This is a genomic window from Rhizobium viscosum, from assembly GCF_014873945.1.
Taxonomy (GTDB): Bacteria; Pseudomonadota; Alphaproteobacteria; order Rhizobiales; family Rhizobiaceae; genus Rhizobium; species Rhizobium viscosum.
Window position 1 is genome coordinate 1,336,156 of the sequence record NZ_JADBEC010000001.1, and the last position, 24,718, is coordinate 1,360,873.

At 61.5% G+C, this 24,718-nt stretch carries 25 protein-coding genes, 1 tRNA gene and 1 riboswitch; of the genes, 12 read left to right on the forward strand and 14 right to left on the reverse strand.

The window, feature by feature from the left end; genetic code table 11:
* Nucleotides 1-11: 11 nt before the first annotated feature.
* A complete protein-coding gene (locus H4W29_RS06715; protein ID WP_192728233.1) occupies nt 12-1,358 on the forward strand; it encodes an MATE family efflux transporter in 1,347 nt (448 codons plus the stop codon).
* Here the strand turns inward: H4W29_RS06715 and H4W29_RS06720 are convergent.
* Together H4W29_RS06720 and H4W29_RS06725 are read right to left on the reverse strand one after the other, a co-directional pair.
* Nucleotides 1,334-2,422 (reverse strand): quinone-dependent dihydroorotate dehydrogenase, encoded by a 1,089-nt coding sequence (locus H4W29_RS06720; RefSeq protein WP_192728234.1) that lies wholly within the window; start codon nt 2,420-2,422, stop codon nt 1,334-1,336. The genes H4W29_RS06715 and H4W29_RS06720 overlap by 25 nt on opposite strands.
* Nucleotides 2,419-2,772 (reverse strand): DUF952 domain-containing protein, encoded by a 354-nt coding sequence (locus tag H4W29_RS06725; protein WP_192728235.1) that lies wholly within the window; start codon nt 2,770-2,772, stop codon nt 2,419-2,421. Before H4W29_RS06725 ends, H4W29_RS06720 begins: the two co-directional genes overlap by 4 nt.
* A 133-nt stretch (nt 2,773-2,905) precedes the next feature.
* Between H4W29_RS06725 and H4W29_RS06730 the strand changes: the two genes are divergently transcribed.
* The 5 genes from H4W29_RS06730 (at nt 2,906) to H4W29_RS06750 (ending at nt 6,076) form a co-directional block, all read left to right on the forward strand.
* Nucleotides 2,906-3,304, forward strand: coding sequence for a hypothetical protein (locus tag H4W29_RS06730; RefSeq protein WP_192728236.1), 399 nt, complete (start codon nt 2,906-2,908; stop codon nt 3,302-3,304).
* Between the two features lie 90 nt (nt 3,305-3,394).
* Nucleotides 3,395-4,042, forward strand: coding sequence for a response regulator (locus H4W29_RS06735; RefSeq protein ID WP_192728237.1), 648 nt, complete (start codon nt 3,395-3,397; stop codon nt 4,040-4,042).
* A 116-nt stretch (nt 4,043-4,158) separates the two neighbouring features.
* Nucleotides 4,159-4,827: a S24 family peptidase gene (locus tag H4W29_RS06740; RefSeq protein WP_192728238.1), complete on the forward strand. Its 669-nt coding sequence runs from the start codon at nt 4,159-4,161 to the stop codon at nt 4,825-4,827.
* Nucleotides 4,828-4,837: 10 nt separating this feature from the next.
* Nucleotides 4,838-5,614, forward strand: coding sequence for a thermonuclease family protein (locus H4W29_RS06745; protein ID WP_192728239.1), 777 nt, complete (start codon nt 4,838-4,840; stop codon nt 5,612-5,614).
* 48 nt (nt 5,615-5,662) lie between these two features.
* A complete protein-coding gene (locus tag H4W29_RS06750) occupies nt 5,663-6,076 on the forward strand; it encodes a tellurite resistance TerB family protein (protein WP_007821246.1) in 414 nt (137 codons plus the stop codon).
* 113 nt (nt 6,077-6,189) lie between these two features.
* On the opposite strand, the gene H4W29_RS06755 is transcribed toward H4W29_RS06750, so the two are convergent.
* Nucleotides 6,190-7,065, reverse strand: coding sequence for a transporter substrate-binding domain-containing protein (locus H4W29_RS06755; RefSeq protein WP_192728240.1), 876 nt, complete (start codon nt 7,063-7,065; stop codon nt 6,190-6,192).
* A gap of 447 nt (nt 7,066-7,512) precedes the next feature.
* Here H4W29_RS06755 and H4W29_RS06760 point away from each other — a divergent pair, with 447 nt between their 5' ends.
* Nucleotides 7,513-9,510 carry a methyl-accepting chemotaxis protein gene (locus H4W29_RS06760; RefSeq protein WP_192728241.1) on the forward strand — a complete coding sequence of 666 codons (1,998 nt, stop codon included), beginning with the start codon at nt 7,513-7,515 and terminating at the stop codon, nt 9,508-9,510.
* Between the two features lie 63 nt (nt 9,511-9,573).
* Here the strand turns inward: H4W29_RS06760 and H4W29_RS06765 are convergent, their stop codons facing one another.
* A complete protein-coding gene (locus tag H4W29_RS06765; protein ID WP_192728242.1) occupies nt 9,574-9,957 on the reverse strand; it encodes a VOC family protein in 384 nt (127 codons plus the stop codon).
* Between the two features lie 356 nt (nt 9,958-10,313).
* Between H4W29_RS06765 and H4W29_RS06770 the strand changes: the two genes are divergently transcribed.
* Entirely contained in the window at nt 10,314-10,595 is a 282-nt protein-coding gene (locus H4W29_RS06770) for a hypothetical protein (RefSeq protein WP_192728243.1), read from the forward strand.
* 10 nt (nt 10,596-10,605) lie between these two features.
* On the opposite strand, the gene H4W29_RS06775 is transcribed toward H4W29_RS06770, so the two are convergent.
* Nucleotides 10,606-10,679: transfer RNA gene (locus H4W29_RS06775), tRNA-Gly, on the reverse strand.
* Between the two features lie 59 nt (nt 10,680-10,738).
* Nucleotides 10,739-11,833: a 2'-deoxycytidine 5'-triphosphate deaminase gene (locus H4W29_RS06780; RefSeq protein ID WP_192728244.1), complete on the reverse strand. Its 1,095-nt coding sequence runs from the start codon at nt 11,831-11,833 to the stop codon at nt 10,739-10,741.
* Between the two features lie 73 nt (nt 11,834-11,906).
* Nucleotides 11,907-11,985, forward strand: a riboswitch (SAM riboswitch).
* A gap of 46 nt (nt 11,986-12,031) precedes the next feature.
* Here H4W29_RS06780 and H4W29_RS06785 point away from each other — a divergent pair.
* Both H4W29_RS06785 and apaG read left to right on the forward strand, forming a co-directional pair.
* Complete coding sequence (locus H4W29_RS06785; RefSeq protein ID WP_192728245.1) at nt 12,032-13,216, forward strand: O-succinylhomoserine sulfhydrylase; 1,185 nt, start codon at nt 12,032-12,034, stop codon at nt 13,214-13,216.
* A gap of 244 nt (nt 13,217-13,460) precedes the next feature.
* On the forward strand, nt 13,461-13,853 hold the full coding sequence (gene apaG / locus H4W29_RS06790; RefSeq protein ID WP_112541673.1) for a Co2+/Mg2+ efflux facilitator ApaG/CorD: 393 nt from the start codon (nt 13,461-13,463) through the stop codon (nt 13,851-13,853).
* A gap of 116 nt (nt 13,854-13,969) precedes the next feature.
* Here the strand turns inward: apaG and H4W29_RS06795 are convergent, their stop codons facing one another.
* From H4W29_RS06795 to H4W29_RS06805, 3 genes are all read right to left on the reverse strand, one after another.
* A complete protein-coding gene (locus H4W29_RS06795) occupies nt 13,970-14,959 on the reverse strand; it encodes an Hsp33 family molecular chaperone (RefSeq protein WP_192728246.1) in 990 nt (329 codons plus the stop codon).
* 91 nt (nt 14,960-15,050) lie between these two features.
* Nucleotides 15,051-15,968 carry an ornithine carbamoyltransferase gene (argF, locus tag H4W29_RS06800; protein ID WP_192728247.1) on the reverse strand — a complete coding sequence of 306 codons (918 nt, stop codon included), beginning with the start codon at nt 15,966-15,968 and terminating at the stop codon, nt 15,051-15,053.
* 45 nt (nt 15,969-16,013) lie between these two features.
* Entirely contained in the window at nt 16,014-17,213 is a 1,200-nt protein-coding gene (locus tag H4W29_RS06805; protein WP_192728248.1) for an aspartate aminotransferase family protein, read from the reverse strand.
* A 424-nt stretch (nt 17,214-17,637) separates the two neighbouring features.
* On the opposite strand from H4W29_RS06805, the gene H4W29_RS06810 reads away from it, so the two are divergent.
* Both H4W29_RS06810 and H4W29_RS06815 read left to right on the forward strand, forming a co-directional pair.
* Complete coding sequence (locus H4W29_RS06810; RefSeq protein ID WP_007821268.1) at nt 17,638-18,168, forward strand: GcrA family cell cycle regulator; 531 nt, start codon at nt 17,638-17,640, stop codon at nt 18,166-18,168.
* 301 nt (nt 18,169-18,469) lie between these two features.
* Nucleotides 18,470-19,258, forward strand: a complete 789-nt coding sequence (locus tag H4W29_RS06815; RefSeq protein WP_192728249.1) for a pyrroline-5-carboxylate reductase — start codon at nt 18,470-18,472, stop codon at nt 19,256-19,258.
* A gap of 124 nt (nt 19,259-19,382) precedes the next feature.
* On the opposite strand, the gene phoB is transcribed toward H4W29_RS06815, so the two are convergent.
* From phoB to pstC, 5 genes are all read right to left on the reverse strand, one after another.
* Nucleotides 19,383-20,066 (reverse strand): phosphate regulon transcriptional regulator PhoB, encoded by a 684-nt coding sequence (gene phoB, locus H4W29_RS06820; protein ID WP_003570612.1) that lies wholly within the window; start codon nt 20,064-20,066, stop codon nt 19,383-19,385.
* Between the two features lie 130 nt (nt 20,067-20,196).
* Nucleotides 20,197-20,910 (reverse strand): phosphate signaling complex protein PhoU, encoded by a 714-nt coding sequence (phoU, locus tag H4W29_RS06825; protein WP_192728250.1) that lies wholly within the window; start codon nt 20,908-20,910, stop codon nt 20,197-20,199.
* 44 nt (nt 20,911-20,954) lie between these two features.
* On the reverse strand, nt 20,955-21,770 hold the full coding sequence (gene pstB, locus H4W29_RS06830) for a phosphate ABC transporter ATP-binding protein PstB (protein ID WP_192728251.1): 816 nt from the start codon (nt 21,768-21,770) through the stop codon (nt 20,955-20,957).
* Between the two features lie 14 nt (nt 21,771-21,784).
* A complete protein-coding gene (gene pstA / locus H4W29_RS06835; RefSeq protein ID WP_192728252.1) occupies nt 21,785-23,107 on the reverse strand; it encodes a phosphate ABC transporter permease PstA in 1,323 nt (440 codons plus the stop codon).
* Nucleotides 23,104-24,585 carry a phosphate ABC transporter permease subunit PstC gene (pstC, locus tag H4W29_RS06840; protein ID WP_192728253.1) on the reverse strand — a complete coding sequence of 494 codons (1,482 nt, stop codon included), beginning with the start codon at nt 24,583-24,585 and terminating at the stop codon, nt 23,104-23,106. Before pstC ends, pstA begins: the two co-directional genes overlap by 4 nt.
* Nucleotides 24,586-24,718: the final 133 nt, after the last annotated feature.

A 24,718-nucleotide genomic window follows, 5' to 3' on the forward strand; every position in this document is an offset into this window, starting at 1 on the left:
AGAGGCGAATAATGGATACCGGCAGACCCAGAAACGCATTGGCATTCGACGTGACGCATCGGCTGGTGCTGTCGATTGCCATTCCGATGACGCTCGGCTTCATGACCACGCCACTGCTCGGCATCACCAATACCGCCGTGGTCGGCCATATGGGCGATCCGGAAGCGCTGGCGGGGCTCGCCATCGGCGCCATGCTGTTCGACCTCATCATGGGCAGCTTCAACTTCCTGCGCGCCTCGACCACCGGCCTGACGGCGCAGGCGCTCGGGCGGCGTGACGCACATGAACAGCAGGCCGTCTTCTGGCGGGCGATCGTCTCCGCGCTCGGCTCCGGCCTGGCACTTCTCGTGCTGTCACCGCTGCTGATCCTTGTTGGGCTGAAGCTGATGGGGGCAGAGGGACGGATTGCCGAGGCAACCAGCACTTATTTCTCGATCCGCATCCTTGCGGCACCGGCAGCGCTTGCCAATTACGCCCTTCTCGGCTTCGTGCTCGGCCGCGGCCAGGGCCGAACGGGGCTGCTGCTGCAGGCGCTGATCAACGGCATCAACATCCTGCTTTCCATCTATCTCGGGCTTTCGCTCGACTGGGGCGTTTCGGGCGTCGCCTGGGGCACGATGGCGGGCGAAACGGCGGGCGCGCTTGCCGGTCTCTTCATCGTGCTGCGCGGCTTCGATCGGGCACACCGGCCAAACCGGACGGAAATCTTTTCGCGCAGTAAACTCGCCGAGCTTTTCGCGCTGAACCGCGACATCCTGATCCGCACCTTTGTGCTGATCGGCTCATTCGCGATCATGACCCGCATTGGCACCAGCTTCGGCGCCATAACATTGGCGGCCAACGCAGTGCTGATGAACTTCTTCCTCCTGTCGGGCTATTATCTCGACGGACTTGCCAATGCCGCCGAGCAGATCACCGGCCGGGCGATCGGCGCGCAGTACCGGCCTGCCTTCGACCGCGGCCTGAAGCTCACGACCGTCTGGTCCTTCGGGCTGGCGGCGATCATTTCCGCCTTCTTCTACTTCGCCGGCCCCTCTCTGATCTCCGGGCTGACCAGTTCGCCAGAGGTCCAGGCAGCGGCCGAGACCTATCTGCCCTGGGCGGCGGTGACGGGGCTGACGGGTGCGCTTGCCTTCCTGATGGACGGCGTCTTCATCGGCGCGACATGGTCCGTCGACATGCGCAACCGGATGCTGATGTCCTTTGCAGGATATCTCGCCATGCTCGCCGTCTTCGTGCCGCTCTTCGGCAATCATGGCCTGTGGCTGGCGATGAATGCCTTCCTGCTGTTCCGCGGTTTCTTCCTGGCGGTACTGATCAAGCCGCGCGCGGCTCAGACGTTTCGGGCCGCCCAGTAATCGGCGCTGATATCCCTGAGATCGCGGATCGAGGCAACCTTTTCGCGGTCGAGCAACTTCGACAGACCGCGCACGATCGTGCCGGGCAGGCCCGGGCCTTCATAGACCATGCAGGAATAGAGCTGCACGAGATCGGCCCCTGCCCTGACCTTCTCCAGCGCCGTTTCGGCCGAGGAGACGCCGCCGACGCCGATGATCGGCAGGGCCGGACCGACGCGCTTGCGCATCTTGGCGAGCACGGCCGTCGATTTTTCGAACAGCGGCGCGCCGGAGAGGCCGCCGGTCTCCTTCGCCTGAACCTGATCTTTCAGGCCGTCGCGCGAAAGCGTCGTATTGGAGACGATCAGACCGTCGAGCACATGCGAGAGCGCCTCGGCGGCAATATCGTCCATTCCTTCTTCGGTGAGATCCGGAGCGATCTTCAGGAAAACCGGGATTTTCCGGCCGGCCTTTTCCGCTTCCTCGTCACGCGCGGTCAAGACTGCCGACAGGAGTGCGGCGAGGCTTTCGCGCGCCTGCAGGTCGCGCAAGCCCGGCGTGTTGGGCGAGGAAATATTGGCGGTGAAATAGCGGGCGACCGAATAGAAGCGGCGGATGCCGGCGACATAATCGGCGATCCGGTCCTCGCTATCTTTGTTAGCGCCGATATTGACGCCGACGACCCCCGCACGACCGATCTGCGAGAGACGGCGGAAGGCCGCTTCATGGCCTTCATTGTTGAAGCCGAGACGATTGATGACGGCTTCATCCTCCACCAGGCGGAAGATGCGCGGGCGCGGATTGCCGGACTGCGGCTTCGGGGTGACCGTGCCGATTTCGGTAAAACCAAAACCGAGCTTCAACAGCGCCTCCGGCACTTCCGCATTCTTGTCATAGCCTGCTGCCATGCCGAGCGGATTGGCAAAGTCGATGCCTGCAACGGTCTGGCGCAGGCGCGGGTCCGGCGCGATGCGGCAGGCAGGCACGACGCCCGATTTCAGCGCCGCGATCGACATGCCGTGCGCAGTTTCCGGATCGAAGAGGAAGAGACCCCGGCGGGCGATGCGCTTGAAAGGATCGATCACTTGGCAAGCTCCGGGAAGATGTGAAGGCCGGCATCGTCGAGCGGCAAAGGCGCTTCCCAGAGTACGGCCGAAAGCGGCAGATCGGCATAAAGATGCGGGAAGAGAGCACCGCCCCGCGAGGGTTCGAAGACCAGCTTGTCACCGAAATTGCGACCGTCGATGGCGAGGAGGACAAGGCTGGTCTGGCCGGCAAAATGCAGGGCTGCCGTCTGCTTGACCTGGTCCGCGGTCGAGAAATGGATGAAGCCGTCCTTGATATCGATGCCGGCGCCATGAAAAACGCCGGTTTGTCTGGCTTCCTGCCAGAGCGCCTCCGGCACGATCTTGTAAAGGGTCGGTGTCGCGGTCATGATGATCCTGTTGGCTCGCCTTGTTGAGAGGGGGCTGGCCTTCCTGATGAGGGCTTTGCCCCAAAGAGACGGCGATGTCCACGCCTCAGGGCGCAAAAACGGACAGGCACCACGCTTTGCGGAGGATGAGACGATGAAGGCATTTGCAATCACGCTTGCCGCCGGTCTTCTGCCGCTTGCGGCATTGGCGGCGGAGCCAGACGCAGCCCGCTTCCAGCTCGAGCGCAGCGGCGACCATTTCGTGCGCCTCGACCGGCAGACGGGGGCGATGTCGCTCTGCACCGAAAAAGACGGGGCGCTGGTCTGCCGCATGGCGGCCGATGAACGCGCCGCCTATGAGGACGAACTCGACCGGCTTGCCGATCGGGTGAGCGCGCTGGAGAAGAATATAGCCGCCCGGCCCGCCTTGCCGACGGATGCGGAAGTCGACCGCTCGATCGGCATCATGGAGCGGATGATGCGCAGTTTCATGGGTATAGTTCGGGAATTCCAGGCGGAAGACAAGGCCAATCCCCTTCCGCAGCGGAGTTGATCTGGTTATATTCATATAAGTAGGGAGTCATGTTCGTGCGGGGGAGCCGGACAGGACCGACGGGATCGAACTCTTGGGAGGGAGTTTTCGATGCAGGAACAGACCATCATCATCGCTGACGACCACCCGCTTTTCCGCGACGCGTTGCGGCAGGCGGTGACCGGCATGGAAGGACGGCAGGCGATCATCGAAGCCGGGGATTTCTCCGCGGCAAGAACGGCTGCGGGCGAGCACCCGGATGCGGACCTGATGCTGCTCGATCTTGCCATGCCTGGAGTCAGCGGTTTTTCCGGCTTGATGGCGCTGCGCTCCGAATTCATCAGCCTGCCGATCGTCATCATCTCGGCGACCGATGACACCACGACAATCCGCCGGGCGCTGGAGCTCGGCGCTTCCGGTTTCATTTCGAAATCCTCGGGCATCGAGGATATCCGCCACGGCATCCTGACAGTGCTCGCGGGCGACATTGCCACGCCGGAGAACTATCGCGACGGACAGGAACAGGACCCCGATGTCGCCGACCTCATCCATCGCCTGCACACGCTGACACCGCAGCAGAGCCGGGTGCTGACCATGCTCGGCGAAGGGCTCCTGAACAAGCAGATCGCCTACGAACTCGGCGTTTCCGAAGCGACGATCAAGGCACATGTCTCGGCAATCCTCCTGAAGCTCAACGTCGATAGCCGCACGCAGGCGGTCATCCAGCTCGGCAAGATCAACATGGCGATGGTCGCCTGAGCCTGCGCATCCTCGAGACAGGATTTTATTCCTCATTTTCGCTTTACTCGGGGAAGTGCCTCGGTTAATCTGCCGGCGATAGAAAGCGGCCGGATGGACCGCGGAACCGGACGCATATGCTGTCACATGACCAGATCTGGGGAGCGATCGACAGGCTTGCCGAACGGCACGACCTGACGCCGTCTGGTCTTGCGCGGCGGGCGGGTCTCGATCCGACCTCCTTCAACAAATCCAAGCGGCTCTCGGCAGACGGGCGCCTGCGCTGGCCTTCGACGGAATCCATCGCCAAGGTGCTGGAGGCGACGGGGGCGAGCATGGAGCAGTTCCTTGGCTTCATGCGGCCGGGGGGTGCTGCCGCCGCCAGCATGCCGGAAGGTATTTTTGCCTCGCAGGGGAGCTCCATTCCGCTGCTCGGCTTTGCGCAGGCGGGCGCCGGCGGCTTTTTCGACGATGGCGGCTTTCCTGCGGGCCAGGGCTGGGATGTGGTGGAATTTCCGGCTGGCCCCTCGCAGAAGGCTGGCGTCTATGCGCTCGAGGTCCAGGGCGAAAGCATGATGCCGCTCTATCGCGACGGCGATGTGCTGATCGTGGAGCCCGGCGCGCAGGTGCGCCGCAACGACCGTGTCGTCGTCAAGACACGCGAGGGCGAGGTCATGGCCAAGGTGCTTCTGCGCCAGAGCCCGCGCTCCATCGAACTTTTGTCGCTCAATCCCGAACACCCTAACCGGACAATCGAGCTTTCTGACATCGAATGGATTGCCCGTATCATCTGGGCCAGCCAATAGGAAAATAATCATGCGCCCTGCAGCCTTGATCACAGGTATCGCGGGGATGGCGGTCGTGGTCGGCCTGCTCTTGGCCGGGCAAGCGCGGCTCAATGGCAGCGGGGGGCCGGCATCTGATGCCGATGCCGGAAATGTCGCCGCGGCCCTGCCCGATGCGACCGCCGATGTGGCAAAGCCGCCTGCATCGCTCACGGATGAAGATGCCGAATTGATCGCCCGGGCAACGGAGTTTGCGCCAACCGAGCCGGCAGCGGCTCCATCCGAAACTCCAGCAAGAGCTTCTTCCGAGAATGCGCCAGCGGGGGCAACCGCGCAAAGCACTCCGACACCGACGGAGACGCCATCAGCTGCGCCCGCCGGAAAGGACAGCGTGGAACTGCTGCGACCGACGGTGGAGAGCGCCGGTATTCTCTCCTTCGGCAAACGCAGGCTGCAGATTGCCAATATCATCGAGACGCCCGCCGACAAGAGCTGCGGATCGGATGGCAAGCAGTGGCCGTGCGGCATGATGGCGAAGACGGCGCTGCGGCTTTACCTGCGCAACCGCACGATCGATTGCGATCTGCCTTCCGATGCATGGGAGGACATGGCAAGTGCGGCCTGCCGGCTCGGGCAGCAGGATATCGGCACATGGCTGGTTGAAAACGGCTGGGTGGAGGCGCAGCCGGGCTCACCGCTTGCCGCTGCCGGCGAAAAGGCAAAACTGGCAAAACAAGGCATTCACGGCGAGGATCCGCGCCGCCGGCCGGCGGCGGCGCCCCGGCCTGAAACCGCCGCTCCCTTGTAATAGAGACCGCCAATTCCTAATCTCCGCTCATCGAAGAGGGAATCAGACATGAATAAGCCGCTTTCCGCCCATGACGCGCTGATCTATGTGATGGTGATGGCATCCGCTGTCGACAGCACGATGAACGACCGGGAAATGGAGAGGATCGGTCAGCTCATCGGCTTCCTGCCGGTTTTCCGCGATTTCGACGACGACAATCTGATTTCCATCGCCCGCGACTGCGCCTCGTTGCTGGCCGGTCCTGAAGGGCTTGACGTCGTGCTGGAGACCGTTCGCGATACGCTGCCTGCCCGCCTCTATGACACGGCTTATGCACTTGCAGTCGAAGTCGCCTCGGCCGACCTTTCCGTCAAGGCCGAAGAATTGCGGCTGCTCAGCCTGCTGCGCGACCGTCTCGGCCTCGACAAGCTGACCTGCGCCGCCATCGAGCGCAGCGCGATCGCCCGCTTCCGCAAGGGCTAAAGCTTCATCGGGTTTAGAGCATTTCCGTTTTTCTTCGAAACACGGAAATGCTCTATCTATTTGTTTTTGCGCAATTCCGGACGCAAAACCGCTACACACTTTTGCTGGAATTGCTAGTAGAGCCCGTAAGGGAAATAACGCAGATAGATTTCCTGCAGGCGGCCGTTGCGCGAGAGCGTTGCCAGCGCATGGTCGATCGCTGCCGTCAGCACGCTGTCGTTCTGGCGCAGCATGATCGTCATTCCCTCGCCCAGGAAATGCTCGGACATATACGGACCGTCGAACAGGGCGCAGCATTTGTCCGAGGCTGACGAAGCGACCCAGAAGGAAAGCTGCAGCGCATCGGCAAAGGCAGCATCGATCTTGTGTTCCTTCAAGGCCGTCAGCAGCGCTTCCTTATTGTCGAAGGGCTGAGCCTTGATGGCCGGAAAAAAGGCCGCAAGCATCGCCTCATGCACGGTGCCCTTGACGACGCCGACGGAATGGCCGGCGAGGCCGGCAGCCGTCGTTCCGGTCACCGAGGCGGCCGTATTGCGGACGAAGCGGGCCGGCATCATCAGATAAGGGCGGGAGAAGAGGAACTCGCGGCGCAGCTCGGGCGTGACGGCAAGGCCGGCAATGACGGCATCACCCTGTAAGCCGGCGAGCGCTTTCTGCAGGTCGGCAAAGGGCAGCGCCTGGATCTGGCATTTGTCGGCGATCTCCAGCTCGGTGCAGATCTCGCGGGCGAGATCGACGTTGAAGCCGGAGAGCTTGCCGTTCTGGTCGGTGAAATTGAAAGGCGGGAAGTCCACCGAGGTCAGGAAACGCAGGCGCACGAGCGAGGAGAGATCAGGCTTTGCCAGCCGCTCGCGGGAATCGAAGAGCAGAGGCACGGACAGGCCCGATTGCTGCGCAAAAGCGGAAAAAGCCGAAAGCAGGACAACCGAGAACAGGCAGAGGATGAAAATCCCTACGCGAGCCATAAACGCCGGTTTAGATTGCACCATTATGACCTGCCTAGAGATTACATACGGGTTTGCCGCTCCGCCGAGCTGTAACAGAATCATCCCTTGTGGGGAATATGGCCGAGCCGTTCCGCTCGCTGCCAGAGGCGCAAAACAGAAGCTCGCTCTGCCTTCAAAGCTGACTTTTCAAGAGCGCCATCCAACACAGATCACTTCAATATTCCGGGGAACGCATCTTGCGATCCCTGCGAGGATCACAACCGCGCCCCTTGAAATTAACAGCAGTCACATGCCCTTGTTAGCGCGGAATTAAGCAATATCCGCTCTTATTTGCTGCGACGACACCGACCTCACCGGCCGACCGCATGATGCGCATGTCGAACCTCTCAAGGTATCTCCCGCCACCGCAATACCGAAGAATTGTTCCGCAACAAATGATTTCAAAAGCGCCGGGTGCGCAACACACCCGGCCAATCGGGTGACATTTCCATGCTGAAACATCTGAAAATCCGCACAAAAGTCATATCGGTCGTGGCGCTCCTGGGGCTGATCACCATGGCCGGACTGGTCTACGTCATGTCCGAGTTCCGCCAAGCGGACGCGACCTACAGCGCCTTCATCGATCACGAGGCGCTGGCCTCGATGCAGAGCGCGCGCGCCAGCGCATCGGTCGTCGCCTCGGTGCTGCAGGTGAGCCTGCTTACCAACATGAAGCCCGATACGCCGGAATTCCAAACGGCGCTCGCCACACCGAGCAAGCTGCCGCAGGCACGCGACCGCATGAAGCAGGCGCTGGCGCTTGTGCCCAGCCGCAAGGCGGCGATAGATGAAATCCAGGCAGGTATCGATGAAATCGAAACTCTGGCGAACAAGATCATCGAGCAGAGCAAGGCCAAGGACAGCGCCGGCGCCCTGGCGAATGTCGGCCTGATCAACGCCAAGCTCAACGCACTGACGCCGAAGATGATCGCCAACAACGATGCGATGATGGCGATGCTCAATGACGGCGGCGACGCTCTTTCGGCTTCCGTTAACGGGCGGATCGTCTTCTGTTTCATTCTGATCGGCATTGCGGTTCTCGCAGCTGTCGGCATCAGCGTGGCCGTGGCACAGATCGGCATCGCCGGCCCCATGATGCAGCTGCGCCTGCGCATGACGCGGCTTGCCGAAGGCGATACCGCGAGCGAGATCGGCGGTCTCGACCGCGGCGACGAGGTCGGCCAGATGGCCAAGGCCGTCTCGATCTTCCGCGACAACGCGATCGAGCGTGCCCAGATCGAGGCGCGCGCCGAAGCCGACCGCAGCCTCAGCGACAACGAGCGCCGCGAACGCGAAACGCAGAAGGCCGCGGAAGCCGCCGATCTCGAGCGTGCGGTCAATGCGCTCGGAGACGGCCTGCGCCGGCTCTCGGCGGGCGACCTACTCTCGCATATCGAAACGCCTTTCGTCGCGCATCTCGACGAGTTGCGCCAGGACTTCAACAATTCGGTCGAGAAGCTCAACGAAACCCTGCACACAGTCGGCTCCAACGCCCGTGCCATCAGCGCCGGCGCCAACGAGATCCGGTCGTCTGCCGACGAGCTTTCAAAGCGCACTGAACAGCAAGCCGCTTCCGTCGAAGAAACGGCAGCAGCCCTCGAGGAGATCACCATAACGGTGAAGGACGCGGCAAAACGTGCCGAAGAGGCAAGCCAACTCGTCGCCCGCACCCGCCTTGGTGCCGAGAGATCCGGCGACGTCGTCCGCAAGGCGGTCGCTGCCATGCATCAGATCGAGCAGTCCTCCGTCGAGATCGGCAATATCATCGGCGTCATCGACGATATCGCCTTCCAGACCAACCTGCTGGCGCTGAACGCCGGTGTCGAAGCAGCCCGCGCCGGTGAAGCCGGCAAGGGCTTTGCCGTCGTCGCTCAGGAAGTGCGTGAACTCGCCCAGCGCTCTGCAAACGCCGCCAAGGAAATCAAGGCGCTGATCAACACGTCAGGCACGCATGTGCAGACCGGCGTTTCGCTGGTCGGCGAAACGGGCAAGGCGCTCGATGAGATCGTCCACGAGGTGCAGGAGATCAACCAGCACGTCCATGCAATCGCCGAGGCCGCCCGCGAGCAGTCGACCGGCCTGCAGGAGATCAATACAGCCGTCAACACCATGGACCAGGGCACGCAGCAGAATGCCGCCATGGTCGAGGAATCCACTGCGGCAAGCCATAGCCTTGCCACGGAAGCGACGGCGCTGAACAACCTGCTCGGCCAGTTCCGCCTGACAGGCACCGGCGGCTTCGTCGCAAGCGCGCCGATCTCGACGGCACCGGCCGCGCCGCGCGCTGCCGCACGGCCGACCGCCAGAGCCCCGGTCCGCGTTGCCGAAAGCACCGCACGCCCGAAGGCTTCGCCCGCACGCGCCCTCGGCCAGAAGCTCGCCAGCGCTTTCAGTGCGAATAGCTCAGCCCCCGCCAGCAGCCAGGAAGCCGATTGGACGGAATTCTGAGCTGATGACATGATTGAATGAGAATGGGCGGCTTCGGCCGCCCATTTCGTTTCAGGTTCTTGTTCAGGATGATGGACGCCAGCCGACTTCGACAAGAAGATTGCCGGGCGCGGTGCAATAGAAGAGCCAGCCGCCGCGAATGGCAGCGGGCGGTCCGGAAACGGCGGCGTCATCCGCCGCCAGGCGAATATGGAGCTGATCGACATCCGATCTTTCAGCAAGGACAAAGCCGATATGATAGGTCTGCCATCGCAACTCGACCTGATCGGCACCGCCGAATTTCGGCAGCGGGCGGCTCAAGACGATCTCCGTTCCCTGGTCGTCATGAAGGATCGCCCGGCCGATCCGTTCGTTCATCTCCCGCAATTCCAGACCGAAATAACGCAGGAAAAAATCCGCCGTAGCGGCAATATCGGGCACGTAGAAATCAAGATGGTTCAAACGCATGTTGTCTCCTTTGAGAATAAAATCCCGGAGGAGTGCGTCTCTAACGCTCCGCATGCCGCCGGGACGCCGCATCGCATGCGGGCCACGTCGCGGGTTCTCGTGTGAAACACGGAGCAGAGCTTCCGATGATGGAAGGGACCGGGCTTACCTTATCCGGTCCTGCCTTTTTCGACAGCGTTGCTCTAGCAGATCGCGCCACGAGCGGCAACATGGTCGGCCGATTCACTTTCACCAAGCAGTAAACTTGGTCGCAAAGCTCTTCTCGAAGGGTTGAAGACACCGGCGCCGTTTGTGTCGTGAGCTTTCGTCGATTTGCGGTAGAATGGCACCGTGCTGCGGAAAGAAAGGCATCCAACATGAAACTGATCGCACTTGGCCTGATCAGCGCGCTGGCGCTCGCCGGCTGCACCACTGTCGAGTATAACGGCCCGGGCATCGAGCCTATTCCGGGCAGCATCACCTACAACGGCCAGCCGCGCACCAAACTCACGAAATCCCCTATTGGATCGACCTTCCCGCACAATTTCATCGACCAGTACGGCCGGCAGGTCGAGGAGACCTATATCATCCGCCCGGATCGGACGCTGGCGATCGCACACCGCCAATATCGGCCGATCAACATTTTCGGACGTGATTGAGAGGAGCAGTTGGAGCGGGTGAAGGGAATCGAACCCTCGTATTCAGCTTGGGAAGCTGCTGCTCTACCATTGAGCTACACCCGCCAACCGTTTGAGACTTCCAACAGATGGCCGCCGCTGTCAAGTCGCGGCATCACCGCAGATCAGATGCGGAAATGCTTCGAGAGCTTGAGACCCTGGGCCTGATAGTTGGAGCCGAGACCTGAGCCATAAAGGCTCGAAGGCTGTTCCTGCATGTGTTCGTAGATCAGGCGGCCGACGATCTGGCCGTCTTCGAGGATGAAGGGCACTTCGTGGCTGCGCACTTCCAGCACTGCGCGGCTGCCGCGCCCGCCGGCGGGGGCGTGGCCGAAGCCGGGATCGAAGAAGCCGGCATAGTGGACACGGAATTCGCCGACGAGCGGGTCGAAGGGCGTCATTTCCGCCGCATAGTCAGGCGGGACATGTACGGCCTCGCGCGAGACGAGGATATAGAACTCATCCGGATCGAGGATCAGTTCGTTGCGGCCGCGGCTGTAGAGCGGCTCCCAGAAATCGTAGATATCGTGCTGTGCCTTCTTGTCGACGTCGACGACGGCGGTGTGGTGCTTGCCGCGATAGCCGATCAGGCCGTCCTTGTCGCCCGTCAGATCGATCGACAGCGCGATGCCGCCGCCGGAGACGTTCGGCTGCTTGGCGGCGACGAGCGTTTCCGTCTCGTGCAGCTTCAGAAGATCCGGCTCGCTCAGAACCGAATGGCCAACGCGGAAGCGGATCTGTGACAGTCGCGAGCCGCGGCGCACGACGATGGGGAAAGTGCGCGGGCTGATTTCGAGATAGAGCGGGCCGGAATAGCCTGCCGGGATCTTGTCGAATTCCTGCGCGTAATCGGTGATGACGCGGGTGAAGATATCGAGACGGCCGGTCGAGCTCTTCGGATTGGCCGAAGCCGACATGTTGGCCGGCAGATCGAGATGCTCCATCAGCGGTACGATATAGACGCAGCCGGTTTCCAGCACCGCGCCTTCGCTGAGGTCGATGACATGAAGGCTCAGGCGGTCAAGCTTGTCCGAGACGAGATGGGAAGGACCGGGCATGAAGCTGGCGCGCACGCGAAAAGCCTTGGCGCCCAGCCGCAGATCCAGGCTGGCGGGCTGGACCTGGTCACGATCAAGCTCGCGCTCGCTTTGAAGACGCCCCGTTTCAAACAGCGCGGCAATTGCGCGGTCAGCCAAAATTCCAGTTTCGCGAGCCATCATGCTCCATCCATAATCCGGTCCTGACAAAACCAAAGTCGGGGAATTGACGCAAGCGCAGAACGGCAGTATTGCAAATTTATCCCGTGGTGATTTGGCCGGTCGGCTTGCAGCCACGTTAAATAAGTGGCTAAAAAGACCGGGTGTGAAACCGGTCTGCTTTTGCGGCCGGTTTTTTTGTTGTTTGAAAGTGGTGATGGCATGAGCAAGACCTGGCGCCCGGCAACCCAACTCGTCCACGGCGGAACGCTGCGCTCGCAGTATGGCGAGACTTCAGAGGCAATCTATCTCACGCAGGGCTTCGTCTACGAGACGTCTGAAGCCGCCGAAGCGCGCTTCAAGGGCGAGACCGAAGGTTTCATCTATGCGCGCTATGGCAGCCCGACCAATGACATGTTCGAAAAGCGCATGTGCATGCTGGAAGGCGCTGAAGATGCCCGCGCCACGGCATCCGGCATGGCCGCCGTCACAGCCGCCATCCTCTGCCAGCTGAAGGCGGGCGATCATATCGTCGCGGCGCGCGCGCTCTTCGGCTCCTGCCGCTGGGTGGTCGAGACGCTGGCGCCGAAATACGGCATCGACTGCACGCTGATCGACGGTCGCGACCTCGAAAACTGGGAAAAGGCTGTTACACCGAAGACCAAGGTGTTCTTCCTGGAAAGCCCGACCAACCCGACGCTGGAAGTGATCGATATCGCCGGTGTCGCCAAGCTTGCTAACCAGATCGGCGCAAAGGTCGTCGTCGACAACGTCTTTGCGACGCCGCTCTTCCAGAAGCCCTTAGAACTCGGCGCCCATATCGTCGTCTATTCCGCAACCAAGCACATTGACGGCCAGGGCCGCTGCCTCGGCGGCGTCGTTCTCTCCGACAAGGAATGGATCGACGAGAACCTGCACGACTATTTCCGCCATACAGGCCCGGCGATGTCGCCCTTCAATGCCTGGACGCTGCTGAAGGGCATCGAGACGCTGCCGCTGCGCGTCAAGCAGCAGACACAGAATGCCGCGAAGATCGCCGACTTCCTGGCCGAGCAGAACAAGGTCGCCAAGGTCATCTATCCCGGCCGCAAGGACCATCCGCAGGCCGATATCATCGCCAAGCAGATGTCGGGCGGCTCGACACTCGTCTGCTTCGAGCTGAAGGGTGGCAAGGAGGCGGCCTTCGCGCTGCAGAACGCGCTTGATATCGTCAAGATCTCCAACAATCTCGGCGACTCCAAGAGCCTGATCACCCATCCGGCCACGACCACGCACAAGAACCTGACGGACGAAGCCCGCGCCGAACTCGGCATTTCGCCGGGCACGGTACGCCTCTCGGCCGGCATCGAAGACACCGACGATCTGGTCGAGGATTTCGCCCGCGCTCTGGCCAAGGTCTCGGCCTGATCTTCTTCTCCATCGGCCCGAAAATCGGCATCGATTTTCGGGCCGTGGAAGGGTTTCAAAGAGTAGAGCGCCAAGGATCATGCCGCGACCGCAGCATTTGCCTTGAAATTAACACTGAGAGTTAGGCTTAATGAACGAAAGGCGGTCCAACCGGGGGTGGTGAGGCCGCGATCACTGTACCGTTTCTTGACGGGAGAGGCCTCGTATAAGATACGGGTAACATATCCTGACTAAGGTGTAAGGCATGTATCGCGCCCTCACACGAGATATCGAAGTCGTCGTCGAGCCGTTTTATCTGGAGGAGCAATCCGATCCGGAGGACGATCGTTACGTCTGGGGTTATCGCGTGGTGATCAGCAATAATTCCGACATCGCCGTGCGTCTCGTCAACCGCTACTGGAACATTACCGACCAGAACGGGCAGATCGACGAGGTCAGCGGCCCCGGCGTCGTCGGCGAGCAGCCACGGCTGCAGCCGGGCGACACCTATGAATATTCCTCGGGTTGCCCGCTGGATACGCCGTCCGGCCTGATGTTCGGCCACTATCAGATGGAAACGGACGAAGGCGAGATGTTCGATGTCGACATACCCGCCTTCTCCCTGGATTCACCCGGCCTGCTCAGGGTGCTGAACTAAAGCATGTCGCGATCTTTCAGATTCGCTTCCCACGCTTTAGCTCCTTGTTTTCACGCATGTCGTTATCGCAAAACCGCCGCACACTTTTGCGCGACATGCTTTAGAGCCGTTCCCAGTCACTCCGCCGCGGCAACCTCGTGCACCGGGAAGCGGTAGGTCGTGGAGCAGAACTCGCAGGTGACCGCGATCTCGCCGTTTTCCTGGCTCTCCTCGATCTCCTCAGCGCTGAAACCCTTCAGGACGCCGCCGATCTTTTCCCGCGAACAGCTGCAGCGATCGAAGACGGCACGCGGATCGTAGACACGCACGCCGCGCTCATGAAAGAGGCGGAACAGCAGGCGTTCAGTGCCGACCTGCGGATCGGTCAGTTCATCGGCATCGACGGTTTCGACGAGCGAGCGGGCTTCCGTCCAGGCATCATCCTCGACATGCGCGCGGGCAGTGTCGCCATCGCCGCCATGAAGATCGGGCTGGCGCATGCGCTCCGGCGCTTCCGGCAGGAACTGGGCGACGAGGCCCCCTGCCCGCCAGCGATGACGCGGCTTGCCGTTCTCGTCGCGGTCGAAGAGTTCAGCGGCGGCAAGGCGCACGCGTGTCGGGATCTGCTCCGACTGGCGGAAATAGACACCGGCAATGTCTTCCAGCGAGGTACCGTCAAGTGCCACGATGCCCTGATAGGGCTGACTGAACTTGCCCTGATCGATGGTGAAGGCGAGCACGCCCTTGCCGAGAAGCTGTTCCGGCTCGGTTTCGCCTGCCGCAATCGCCTTGTCGAGCGAGGCCTGATCGAAGCGGGCATAGGCCCGGACGTTTTCCGGCGTGGAGAAATCGGCAACCAGGAGATCGACGGGACCGTCGCTCTTGGTCTGGACAGTGAACTTGCCCTCGAATTTCAGCGAGGTGCCGAGCAGCACCGTGAGCACCACCACCTCTGCCAGAAGGCGGGCGACGGGCGTGGGATAGTGATGGCGTTCGAGGATTGAATCCAGCATCGGGCCGAGCTGGACGGCGCGACCGCGCACATCCAGCCCTTCCACCTGGAAGGGGACGACATGATCATCGCCGGCGAAATCGAACTCGCCGAGGGCGGCGGCAGCTTCTGCCATGGCTTTCACTCCTGTTTTGTCAGAGCAGCCGGCTAGCGCACCGGCTGCTTGCGCAGCCGCGAGTTTAGGACTCGCGACATCCGATTATGGTTCAGATCGCGCCCAGGCACCAAGCAAGAATCGACTTCTGCGCATGAAGGCGGTTTTCCGCCTCATCGAAGACCACGGATTGCGGGCCATCGATCACCTCATCCGTCACCTCCTCGCCGCGATGGGCGGGGAGGCAATGCATGAACAATGCATCTTTGCCGGCCTGCGCCATCAAATGCGCGTTGACCTGATAAGGCTGGAAGACATTGTGACCGCGAGCCCGATGTTCCTGATTCATGGAGACCCAGGTATCGGTCACCACACAATCGACGCCGGCGACCGCACGGTCAGCATCATGGTAAAGCATGATTTCGGCGCCCTCATTGCGGGCCCAGTTCAGATAGTGATCCTTCGGCTCGGAACCAAGGGGTACGGCCATGTTCATGCGGTAGCCGAAACGGGCAGCCCCTTCCACGAGGGAATGCAGCACGTTGTTGCCGTCGCCCGTCCAGGCGATCGTCTTGCCCTTGATCGGGCCGCGATGCTCTTCGAAGGTCATGATATCGGCCATGATCTGGCAGGGATGGGTGTCGTCCGTCAGCGCGTTGATGACAGGCACCGTGGCGTGCTCGGCAAGCTCCAGCATACGGCTGTGGTCGGTCGTGCGGATCATGATGGCATCGACATAACGCGACAGGACCTTGGCGGTGTCGCCGATCGTCTCGGCGCGGCCGAGCTGCATTTCGGTGCCGGACAGGAACAAGGTCTCGCCGCCGAGCTGGCGCATGCCGACATCGAAGGAGACGCGGGTTCGCGTGGACGGTTTTTCGAAGATCATGGCGAGCATCTTGCCGGCGAGCGGCTTGTCACCGCTACCTGCCTTGAAAGCCTGCTTTCGCAGCTTGGCATCGTCCATGATGGTTCTGAGGTCGGACGTGGTGACTGCAGAGAGATCGAGGAAGTGTTTGGGGGAAGCCATTGTTCGTTACCTGCTACGCCCGCCGGCGGGCGGGGCAATGTCCTATCAAGCGGTCTTCTTGACCTTGGCGGCACGGATGCTTTCGGCAGCGCGTTCGAGACGGGAAAGACCCTCGCGCGCCTCCTCGGCGGTTACGACCAGCGGCGGCAGCAGGCGGATGACATTATCGCCTGCCGGGATTGCCAGAAGGTGTGCTGCGCGGATCTCCTTCAAGAGTTCTGCCGAGGGAATGGCAGCCTTGACGCCGAGCAGCAGACCTTCGCCCCTGATATCTTCGATCACATCGGGATAACGATCCTTGAGCGATGCAAGGCCCTGGCGGAAGATCAGAGTGACATCGCGCACGTGCTGCAGGAAGCCCTCGGCCAGGATAACATCGAGGACCGCGTTACCGACGGCCATGGCCAGCGGATTGCCGCCGTAGGTGGAACCATGCGTGCCGGCCTTCATGCCCGAGGCTGCTTCTGCGGTCGCAAGGCAGGCGCCAAGCGGGAAGCCGCCGCCGATACCCTTGGCGACCGCCATGATATCAGGCGTTATACCCGACCATTCATGGGCGAAGAGCTTGCCGGTGCGGCCGACGCCGGTCTGGACCTCGTCGAGGATGAGCAGCAGGCCATGCTCGTCGCAGAGCTGGCGGAGCGCCTTCATGAATTCCGACGTCGCCGGACGGACGCCGCCCTCGCCCTGCACCGGCTCGATGAGGATGCCGGCCGTCTTGTCGGTGATAGCGGCACGGACAGCCTCGACATCGCCGAAGGGCACCTGATCGAAACCGGGGGTCTTCGGGCCGAAACCTTCGAGATACTTTTCCTGGCCGCCGGCGGCGATCGTCGCCAGCGTGCGGCCATGGAAGGCGCCTTCGAAGGTGATGATATGGAAGCGCTCGGGATGACCCTTGGAGAACTGGTACCGGCGTGCCGTCTTGATGGCGCATTCGAGCGCCTCGGCGCCCGAATTGGTGAAGAACACCTTGTCGGCGAAAGTGGCATCCGTCAGGCGCTTGGCGAGCTTCTCCTGTCCCGGCACCTCATAGATATTGGAGAGATGCCAGACCTTGTCGGCCTGATCCTTGAGGGCGGCCACGACATGCGGATTGCCATGCCCCACGGAGGTAACGGCAACGCCCGCGCCGAAGTCCAGATATCGCTCGCCTGTTTCGGTGATCAGCCACACGCCTTCGCCTCGCTCGAACCGCAATGGGGCACGAGAATAGGTGTCATAAAGCGGCGAGGCTTCAGCCATGGCGCGATCTCCTGATCAGGTTCTGAGGCACCGGACTCCGGCTAAGAAAACCAGGTCCGAAAAATTAAAAATGCCGCCTTTCGGCGGCCTGGATCACTATTTACTTTTCGCACTGCAATGTCAACAAAACTGAGGATTTAGCGCATGCGTCAAGCCTGCAATCGGCTTTACAGGTCTATCAACAGCTAATGTTGCAGAAATGACTCTCTCGGGAAGCAAGTTGGGGAAAACCTCGAATTCGGATTCATCGGATTCCTGCGACTCTTGTCACAGAGTCAGGCTCACACTAGGTTAAAGTTCAATTACTAGACTGCATGCGGCGGAACTAGTCACCAAAATTGATCAGGCGTTTCTTGCTTCGGAGACTTCCGAGGCAACGGTGAGGGATTCTGCCATCACCAACGCGAAAGGTGGAGACAGGGCAATGAACTGGACAGACGAGCGTGTCGAGAAGCTCAAGAAGCTTTGGTCGGAGGGGCTGAGCGCCAGCCAGATCGCTGCGCAGCTTGGCGGCGTCAGTAGAAACGCTGTTATCGGCAAGGTTCACCGGCTCAGTCTTCCCGGCCGCGCCAAGGCCGGCGGCACGGCAACCGCCGCGCGCGCACCGAAGCGCAATACGTCGGCTCCGCGCGCGCCGAACTATGCGTCTCGCATCACCACCCGCACCGTTACCCGCCAGCAGGGCGCAACGATGCTGAAGGAAGAGATCGAGATCGAAACGGTCGAGGAAATGGAATACGTGCCGGCCAAGAACGTGGTCGTGCCGATCTCCCGCCGCCTCGGCCTGACGGAACTGACGGAGCGCACCTGCAAGTGGCCGGTCGGCGATCCGATGAAGGACGATTTCTATTTCTGCGGCTGCGACTCCCCGGATTCCTCGCCCTACTGCAATTATCACCAGCGCCTCGCCTACCAGCCGGTCAGCGAGCGCCGCAAGGCTGTCCGGGTCGGCTGACCCACGATTTTCCAACAGACGCAAAGTACCATCACCCCTCCTCGCCTTGCGCGGAGGGGTGATTTTTTAGCCGGCACAGGAGGGCTGGAAAACGGCTCCTGACCACGACTATTTGTCGGAGGCCGATCTCTGCCGTCCGTTCGCCATGCCGGACAATGCGAACTTATGTGGCCAAGGCCACCAAGCGTCTCAGCCCCAGACTGGCATGGAATGGTGGTCATGGCGCCGTAGCGCGATTTTCTGATACAGATGCGGTATTCTTGTCGAGTAGCACGGCGCAAACAGTCGCTCGGGGGTGCCAATGGAGATCGATCCAAAGCGGATGACAATCGGATTCGTCGGGACGGGCACGATTACCGACGCCGTCGTCACCGGATTGGGCAAGACAGCGTTTCGCGACACACCGATCGTGCTGTCACCGCGCAGCGCAAGCGTCGCGGCCCGCCTCGCGGAGGCAAACCGGAATGTATCGATCGCTTTGGGCAACCAGGATGTTCTCGACCGCTCCGATCTCGTATTTCTGGCAGTGAGGCCGCAAATTGCCGAGGAGGTCATCCGCTCGCTCCGATTTCGGCCGGGCCACCATGTCATCAGCTTTGTCGCGGCCACGCCAATGGATCAACTGCTGGCGTGGATCGATGAGCCGGTTCGCCTGAGCCTGGCAATTCCACTTCCGTTCGTTGCAGATCTCCAGGGGGCGACCGCGATCTACCCGCCCGACGAGGTTTCCCACGCCCTCTTTTCGGCGCTCGGAACGGCGATCCAGGTTGAAGACAAGCAGGAGTTCGAGCTTCTCGCGGTGGCAAGCTGCCTGATGGCCAGCTATTTCGGCATCCTGGACGCGACGTCGACCTGGCTCCAGAGCAAGGGGCTTTCGGGAACGGCTGGCGACGCCTACCTCCGTCAATTGTTTTCCGGCCTCGCCCATGCTGCCCGATCAAAACCTGTGGCGAGTTTTGATGAACTCATCGGCGAGCATTCGACCAAGGGCGGATTGAATGAACAGGTGCTCGAGGACTTTCGCGAGTTCGGCGGCACTGCGGCTTTGCAAAAGGCTCTTGATCGAATTCTTGTGCGCATCCGTCTGTAGAAAGCAGATCCTCTCGAGGTTCGCTTTCTGCGCCTGGTGTCGGCTTTCATGAGCTAGGGGTGCCAGATATGCAAACGGGCCGCCCGGCAAGCGAGCGACCCGTCTGGACCTCCGATCACTCGGATTAAGCTTCCATGGAATATCCCGCGCCGCGGACGGTGCGGATGACATCCTGCATGTTGGAGAAATTCAGCGCCTTGCGCAGGCGGCCGACATGGACGTCGACAGTGCGTTCGTCCACATAGATATCGTGGCCCCAGACGCCATCGAGGAGCTGCGAGCGGGAGAAGACCCTGCCCGGCGACGACATCAGGAATTCGAGCAGGCGGAATTCGGTCGGGCCGAGGCGGACTTCGCGGCTCTTGCGATGGACGCGATGGGTTTCGCGATCGAGCTCGATATCACCACATTTCAGAACCGTCGACAGCACCTCCGGACGGGCGCGGCGCAGCATCGCCTTGACGCGGGCAACGAGTTCCGGCGTGGAGAAGGGCTTGACGACATAGTCGTCGGCGCCGGTCGAGAGACCGCGAACGCGCTCGCTCTCTTCGCCGCGTGCCGTCAGCATGATGATCGGCAGGCGCTCGGTTTCCGGCCGCATGCGCAGCCGGCGGCAGAGCTCGATGCCGGAGACGCCGGGCAGCATCCAGTCCAGGATGAGCAGGTCCGGCGTGCGCTCCTGAAGCCGGATTTCGGCCTCGTCGCCACGAAGGATCGTATCCACCTCGAAACCTTCAGCTTCGAGGTTGTAGCGGAGAAGCACGCTCAGCGCCTCTTCATCTTCAACAACTGCAACTCTTGGGATCATGCGTGTCAGTCTCCTAATGCATGATCCTTAAACCGGGGGTGATTTAAGCGGGGGGACCATGCAGGAACTCGGAATGGGCTGCGACCCATGCGCGCCCCAGCGGGGCGCGCACATAATCGGCAGTTCAGGATTACTCCGTCACCGCACCAACGGTATTGGCGCTGTCGTCCTTCGGACGCTCGCCTTCCGGCTGGGCGCCAGTTGCCATGTAGTAGATCGTCTCGGCAATGTTGGTCGCATGGTCGCCGATGCGCTCGATGTTCTTGGCGCAGAAGAGAAGATGCGTGCAGCTCGTGATGTTGCGCGGATCTTCCATCATGTAGGTGAGGAGTTCGCGGAACAGCGAGGTGTACATCGCGTCGATCTCATCGTCGCGCTCGCGGATGGACTTGGCCTTGTCGGCCGAGCGATTGGTGTAGACGTCGAGCACTTCCTTGAGCTGGACGAGTGCCAGTTCGGAGAGATGCTCGAGACCGCGGGCGAGCTTGCGCGGAACGCCGGTGCTCTGGACGGCGATGACGCGCTTGGCCGTGTTCTTGCCGAGATCGCCGACGCGCTCGAGGTCGGCGGCGATGCGGATCGAACCCATGATCTCACGAAGGTCGGAGGCCATCGGCTGGCGACGGGCGATCGTGACGATCGCCTTGTCGTTGATCTCGCGCTCCGCGTGATCGAGGATCACGTCGTCGGAAATGACCTTCTGGGCGAGTGCGGTGTCACCGTTAACAAGCGCACGGACGGCGTCGGCGCCCATCTGCTCGGCAAGGCCGCCCATCTCGGAAATGCGCCGGGACAGGAATTTCAGATCGTCGTCATAGGCGGAAAAAATATGTGTCGATGCCATGGGGCTTTGTCCTCGAAAATCGGGAAGGCTTCACATCGCCAAAATCAGCCGAACCGGCCCATGATATAGTCCTGGGTGCGCGGATCGTCCGGATTGGTGAACATCTTGTCGGTATCGTTTTCCTCGACCAGGTTGCCGAGGTGGAACATGGCCGTACGCTGTGATACGCGAGCGGCCTGCTGCATGGAATGCGTCACGATGACGATGGTGTAGTTCTCACGCAGCTCGTGGATCAGCTCTTCGACCTTGGCAGTCGCGATCGGGTCGAGCGCCGAGCACGGCTCGTCCATCAGGATGACTTCCGGGCTGACGGCAACGGCGCGTGCGATGCACAGACGCTGCTGCTGACCACCGGAAAGGCCGGTGCCGGATTCATGCACACGATCCTTGACCTCATTCCAGAGGCCGGCGCGCTGCAGGCTCGACTCGACGATCTGGTCGAGGTCGGCCTTGGACTTGGCGAGGCCGTGGATGCGCGGGCCGTAGGAGACGTTCTCGTAGATCGACTTCGGGAACGGGTTCGGCTTCTGGAACACCATGCCGACGCGGGCGCGGAGTTCGACGACGTCGATATCAGGATCGTAGATATCGTCGGTGTCGAGCGTGATCTTGCCGGTGACGCGGCAGCCATCGATCGTGTCGTTCATGCGGTTCAGCGAACGCAGGAAGGTGGACTTGCCGCAGCCCGACGGGCCGATCAGGGCAGTCACGGTGTTTTCGCGGATGTTCAGATTGACATCGAAAAGCGCACGCTTCTCGCCGTAATAAACGGAGACATCCTGACCGATCATCTTATACGGGACGTTGCTCATTTTCTGGTCCAGCGCCTTCTCGACTGCGGCTTCCGTCAACATGTTCATGATCTTTACTCCGTTTACCAGCGGCGCTCAAAGCGACGACGCAAGAGGATAGCTCCGATGTTCATGACGATCAGGAACAGGAGCAGGACGATGATGGCACCCGAGGTTCTTTCCACGAATGCGCGCTCGGCTTCGTTGGCCCACATGTAGACCTGAACCGGAAGTGCCGTGGAGGGATCGAGCGGAGTGGTCGGCGCCTGGGCGACGAAGGCGACCATGCCGATCAGGAGCAGCGGCGCAGTTTCGCCGAGCGCGTGGGCAAGGCCGATGATCGTGCCGGTGAGGATGCCGGGCATTGCAAGCGGCAGCACATGGTGGAACACCATCTGCATCTTCGAGGCGCCGAGGCCAAGGGCTGCCGAGCGGATCGACGGCGGCACGGCGCGCAATGCGGCGCGGGTGGCGATGATGATCGTCGGCAGCGTCATCAGGGTCAGCACCAGGCCGCCGACCAGCGATGCCGAACGCGGCAGGCCGGCGAAGTTGATGAAGACCGACAGGCCGAGCAGACCGTAGACGATCGACGGAACGGCAGCGAGGTTGTTGATATTGACCTCGATCAGGTCCGTCAGCCTGTTCTTCGGCGCGAATTCCTCAAGGTAAATCGAGGCGGCAACGCCGATCGGCAGCGCAAGTGCGAGAACGATCAGCATCAGGTAGAGCGAGCCGATGAGGGCGACGCCGAGGCCTGCGGCTTCCGGACGGCTGGAATTGCCGTTGACGAAGAGGCCGGTGTTGAACGTCTTGTGAAGCACGCCGCTCGCCTTCAGCTGGTTCATCCAGCCAACCTGCTTGTCGTTGACCTTGCGGTTCTTCTCATCGACCTTGAGGTCGATCTGGCCCTTGTTGGCGCTGTCGATATTGGCATCTGCAAGCACCGTAACATTGACGGTCTTGCCAATGATCGAGGGGTCGGCGACGACCATGTCGCGCAACTGGATCGGTGCACCCTTGGACAGCATGGCGGTTGCGTCGCGCACATCTGGGCGGCTCGACGCATTGAGGCCGAGCTGCTTGACGATCGCGTCACGCAGGAGAACCGGATAGTTGGCCGTAACCAGAACCGAAGGATCTGTCGCGCGCTTGTTATCAGGGTCGATGGTCTTCTCGGTGAACTCGATCGGCAGCGTGATCGCGGTCTGCTGGAAGGCGGTATAGCCGTTGCTGATGACCGTCCACAGCAGGATGAAGAGGAAGACGAGGCCGAATGCGATGGCGGCGATGCCGTAAGCCTGGAACCGGCGCTCGGCGGCGTAACGGCGCTTGATGCCGATATCGCGACGTGCGGGGGCCTTGGAAACGGTAACGCCGGCGACGGGGGAAACAATATTCGTCATTCGTACTGCTCCCGGTATTTGCGCACGATGTAGAGCGCGTAAATGTTGAGGCAAAGCGTGATGCAGAACAGCGTGATGCCGAGTGCGAAGGCAACCAGCGTCTGCGGCGAGGTGAACTCAAGGTCGCCGGTCAGCTGGTTGACGATCTTGACGGTCACGGTCGTCATCGGCTCGAAAGGATTGATCTGGATACGGGCGGCGACACCGGCGGCCAGCACGACGATCATGGTTTCGCCGATGGCGCGGGAAGCCGTCATCAGCAGGGCGCCGACGATACCGGGCAGAGCGGCCGGGAGAACGACCTTCTTGATGGTTTCGGAGCGTGTGGCGCCGAGGCCGAGCGAGCCATCGCGCAGGGCACGCGGCACGGCAGTGATGATATCGTCCGACAGCGAGGACACGTAGGGGATCAGCATGATGCCCATGACGATGCCGGCGGTGATGACGCTCTGTGCCTGGATGAAGTTCGTATAGTTGCCGGTCAGGAGACCGCTGATCTGCGCCGAGAAATCACGCAGGAACGGCCCAATGGTGACGAGCGCGAAGAAGCCGTAGACGATCGTCGGAATGCCGGCGAGCACTTCGAGAAGCGGCTTGGCGATGGAGCGGACCTTCGGAGAGGCATACTCGGCCATGTAGATCGCGGCAAAGAGGCCGACCGGCACGGCGACCAGCATGGCGACGAGGCCGATATAGAGCGTGCCGAGCAGAAGCGGGATGAGCCCGAACTGGCCGAAGGAGGAGCTGCCCGCACCGGCAAAGCGCGGATCCCACACCGTTCCGAAGAAGAAGTCGGCGAAGGGAACGACTGCGAAGAAACGGGCCGCTTCAGACAGCATCGAGAGAACGATGCCGATTGTCGTCAGAATGGCGATGGAGGATGCAACGAGCAGCGCCCAGAGCATGACACGCTCGACACGGTTGCGGGCGCGGAAGCGCGGGGCAACCGAGCGCAGCGCGTAGAAAGCACCTGCAATGGATATGAGCAGGACGATCGCCGTCATGATGGTGCGGCTGGTCATGCTCTCCGAGTTCAGGGTCTTTGCGGCAGAGATCATGTAGGGCTGCGGCTCACCGGCGAGCGGTACGCCCTTCTCGCTGAGCTTTGCCTGCAGACCGGCAGGATTGCCTGACAGGGAGGAAACCTCATCCGAGGTCAGCATGTTCATGCCGCGGGCAACCGTGGCGACCATGCTGTAGGCAAGGTCCTGCTGGACGGCCGGTTGCGCCTTCACGTCATCAGGAAAGGCGCCGCGAACGGAGGAAGAGATGATGCCCGGGCTGACAGCCAGCCAGGCAAACAGAACGATCAGGGAAGGCAGAACGGCCCAGATCGCGGCATAGGAGCCATAATAGGCCGGCCGCGAATGCAGGGCAGCAGATCTGCCGCCGGAAAGCGCGTTGGCACGGCTGCGCGCGGCCACATAGGCAACGGCGCCGATCACCACCAGGCACAAGAGTATGATGGATGTGCTCATTCGTTACGTCCCCAGGCCCACAGCCCCCAAAGAGCCCGGCAGCTCCAGGAGCATGCCATCGGCTTCGACATCATGGAGAAGAAGTTTTCATCCGCCCGACACCGCAATGGAACCGGGCGGATAAGGCGATGCC

Bases quoted from the DNA above. Each gene is read 5' to 3' on its own strand.
- H4W29_RS06715 (WP_192728233.1), top strand. From the start codon at position 12: ATGGATACCGGCAGACCCAGAAACGCATTGGCATTCGACGTGACGCAT.
- H4W29_RS06725 (WP_192728235.1), bottom strand. From the start codon at position 2,772: ATGACCGCGACACCGACCCTTTACAAGATCGTGCCGGAGGCGCTCTGG.
- H4W29_RS06730 (WP_192728236.1), top strand. From the start codon at position 2,906: ATGAAGGCATTTGCAATCACGCTTGCCGCCGGTCTTCTGCCGCTTGCG.
- H4W29_RS06735 (WP_192728237.1), top strand. From the start codon at position 3,395: ATGCAGGAACAGACCATCATCATCGCTGACGACCACCCGCTTTTCCGC.
- H4W29_RS06740 (WP_192728238.1), top strand. From the start codon at position 4,159: ATGCTGTCACATGACCAGATCTGGGGAGCGATCGACAGGCTTGCCGAA.
- H4W29_RS06745 (WP_192728239.1), top strand. From the start codon at position 4,838: ATGCGCCCTGCAGCCTTGATCACAGGTATCGCGGGGATGGCGGTCGTG.
- H4W29_RS06750 (WP_007821246.1), top strand. From the start codon at position 5,663: ATGAATAAGCCGCTTTCCGCCCATGACGCGCTGATCTATGTGATGGTG.
- H4W29_RS06755 (WP_192728240.1), bottom strand. From the start codon at position 7,065: ATGGTGCAATCTAAACCGGCGTTTATGGCTCGCGTAGGGATTTTCATC.
- H4W29_RS06760 (WP_192728241.1), top strand. From the start codon at position 7,513: ATGCTGAAACATCTGAAAATCCGCACAAAAGTCATATCGGTCGTGGCG.
- H4W29_RS06765 (WP_192728242.1), bottom strand. From the start codon at position 9,957: ATGCGTTTGAACCATCTTGATTTCTACGTGCCCGATATTGCCGCTACG.
- H4W29_RS06770 (WP_192728243.1), top strand. From the start codon at position 10,314: ATGAAACTGATCGCACTTGGCCTGATCAGCGCGCTGGCGCTCGCCGGC.
- H4W29_RS06780 (WP_192728244.1), bottom strand. From the start codon at position 11,833: ATGATGGCTCGCGAAACTGGAATTTTGGCTGACCGCGCAATTGCCGCG.
- H4W29_RS06785 (WP_192728245.1), top strand. From the start codon at position 12,032: ATGAGCAAGACCTGGCGCCCGGCAACCCAACTCGTCCACGGCGGAACG.
- apaG (WP_112541673.1), top strand. From the start codon at position 13,461: ATGTATCGCGCCCTCACACGAGATATCGAAGTCGTCGTCGAGCCGTTT.
- H4W29_RS06795 (WP_192728246.1), bottom strand. From the start codon at position 14,959: ATGGCAGAAGCTGCCGCCGCCCTCGGCGAGTTCGATTTCGCCGGCGAT.
- argF (WP_192728247.1), bottom strand. From the start codon at position 15,968: ATGGCTTCCCCCAAACACTTCCTCGATCTCTCTGCAGTCACCACGTCC.
- H4W29_RS06805 (WP_192728248.1), bottom strand. From the start codon at position 17,213: ATGGCTGAAGCCTCGCCGCTTTATGACACCTATTCTCGTGCCCCATTG.
- H4W29_RS06810 (WP_007821268.1), top strand. From the start codon at position 17,638: ATGAACTGGACAGACGAGCGTGTCGAGAAGCTCAAGAAGCTTTGGTCG.
- H4W29_RS06815 (WP_192728249.1), top strand. From the start codon at position 18,470: ATGGAGATCGATCCAAAGCGGATGACAATCGGATTCGTCGGGACGGGC.
- phoB (WP_003570612.1), bottom strand. From the start codon at position 20,066: ATGATCCCAAGAGTTGCAGTTGTTGAAGATGAAGAGGCGCTGAGCGTG.
- phoU (WP_192728250.1), bottom strand. From the start codon at position 20,910: ATGGCATCGACACATATTTTTTCCGCCTATGACGACGATCTGAAATTC.
- pstB (WP_192728251.1), bottom strand. From the start codon at position 21,770: ATGAACATGTTGACGGAAGCCGCAGTCGAGAAGGCGCTGGACCAGAAA.
- pstA (WP_192728252.1), bottom strand. From the start codon at position 23,107: ATGACGAATATTGTTTCCCCCGTCGCCGGCGTTACCGTTTCCAAGGCC.
- pstC (WP_192728253.1), bottom strand. From the start codon at position 24,585: ATGAGCACATCCATCATACTCTTGTGCCTGGTGGTGATCGGCGCCGTT.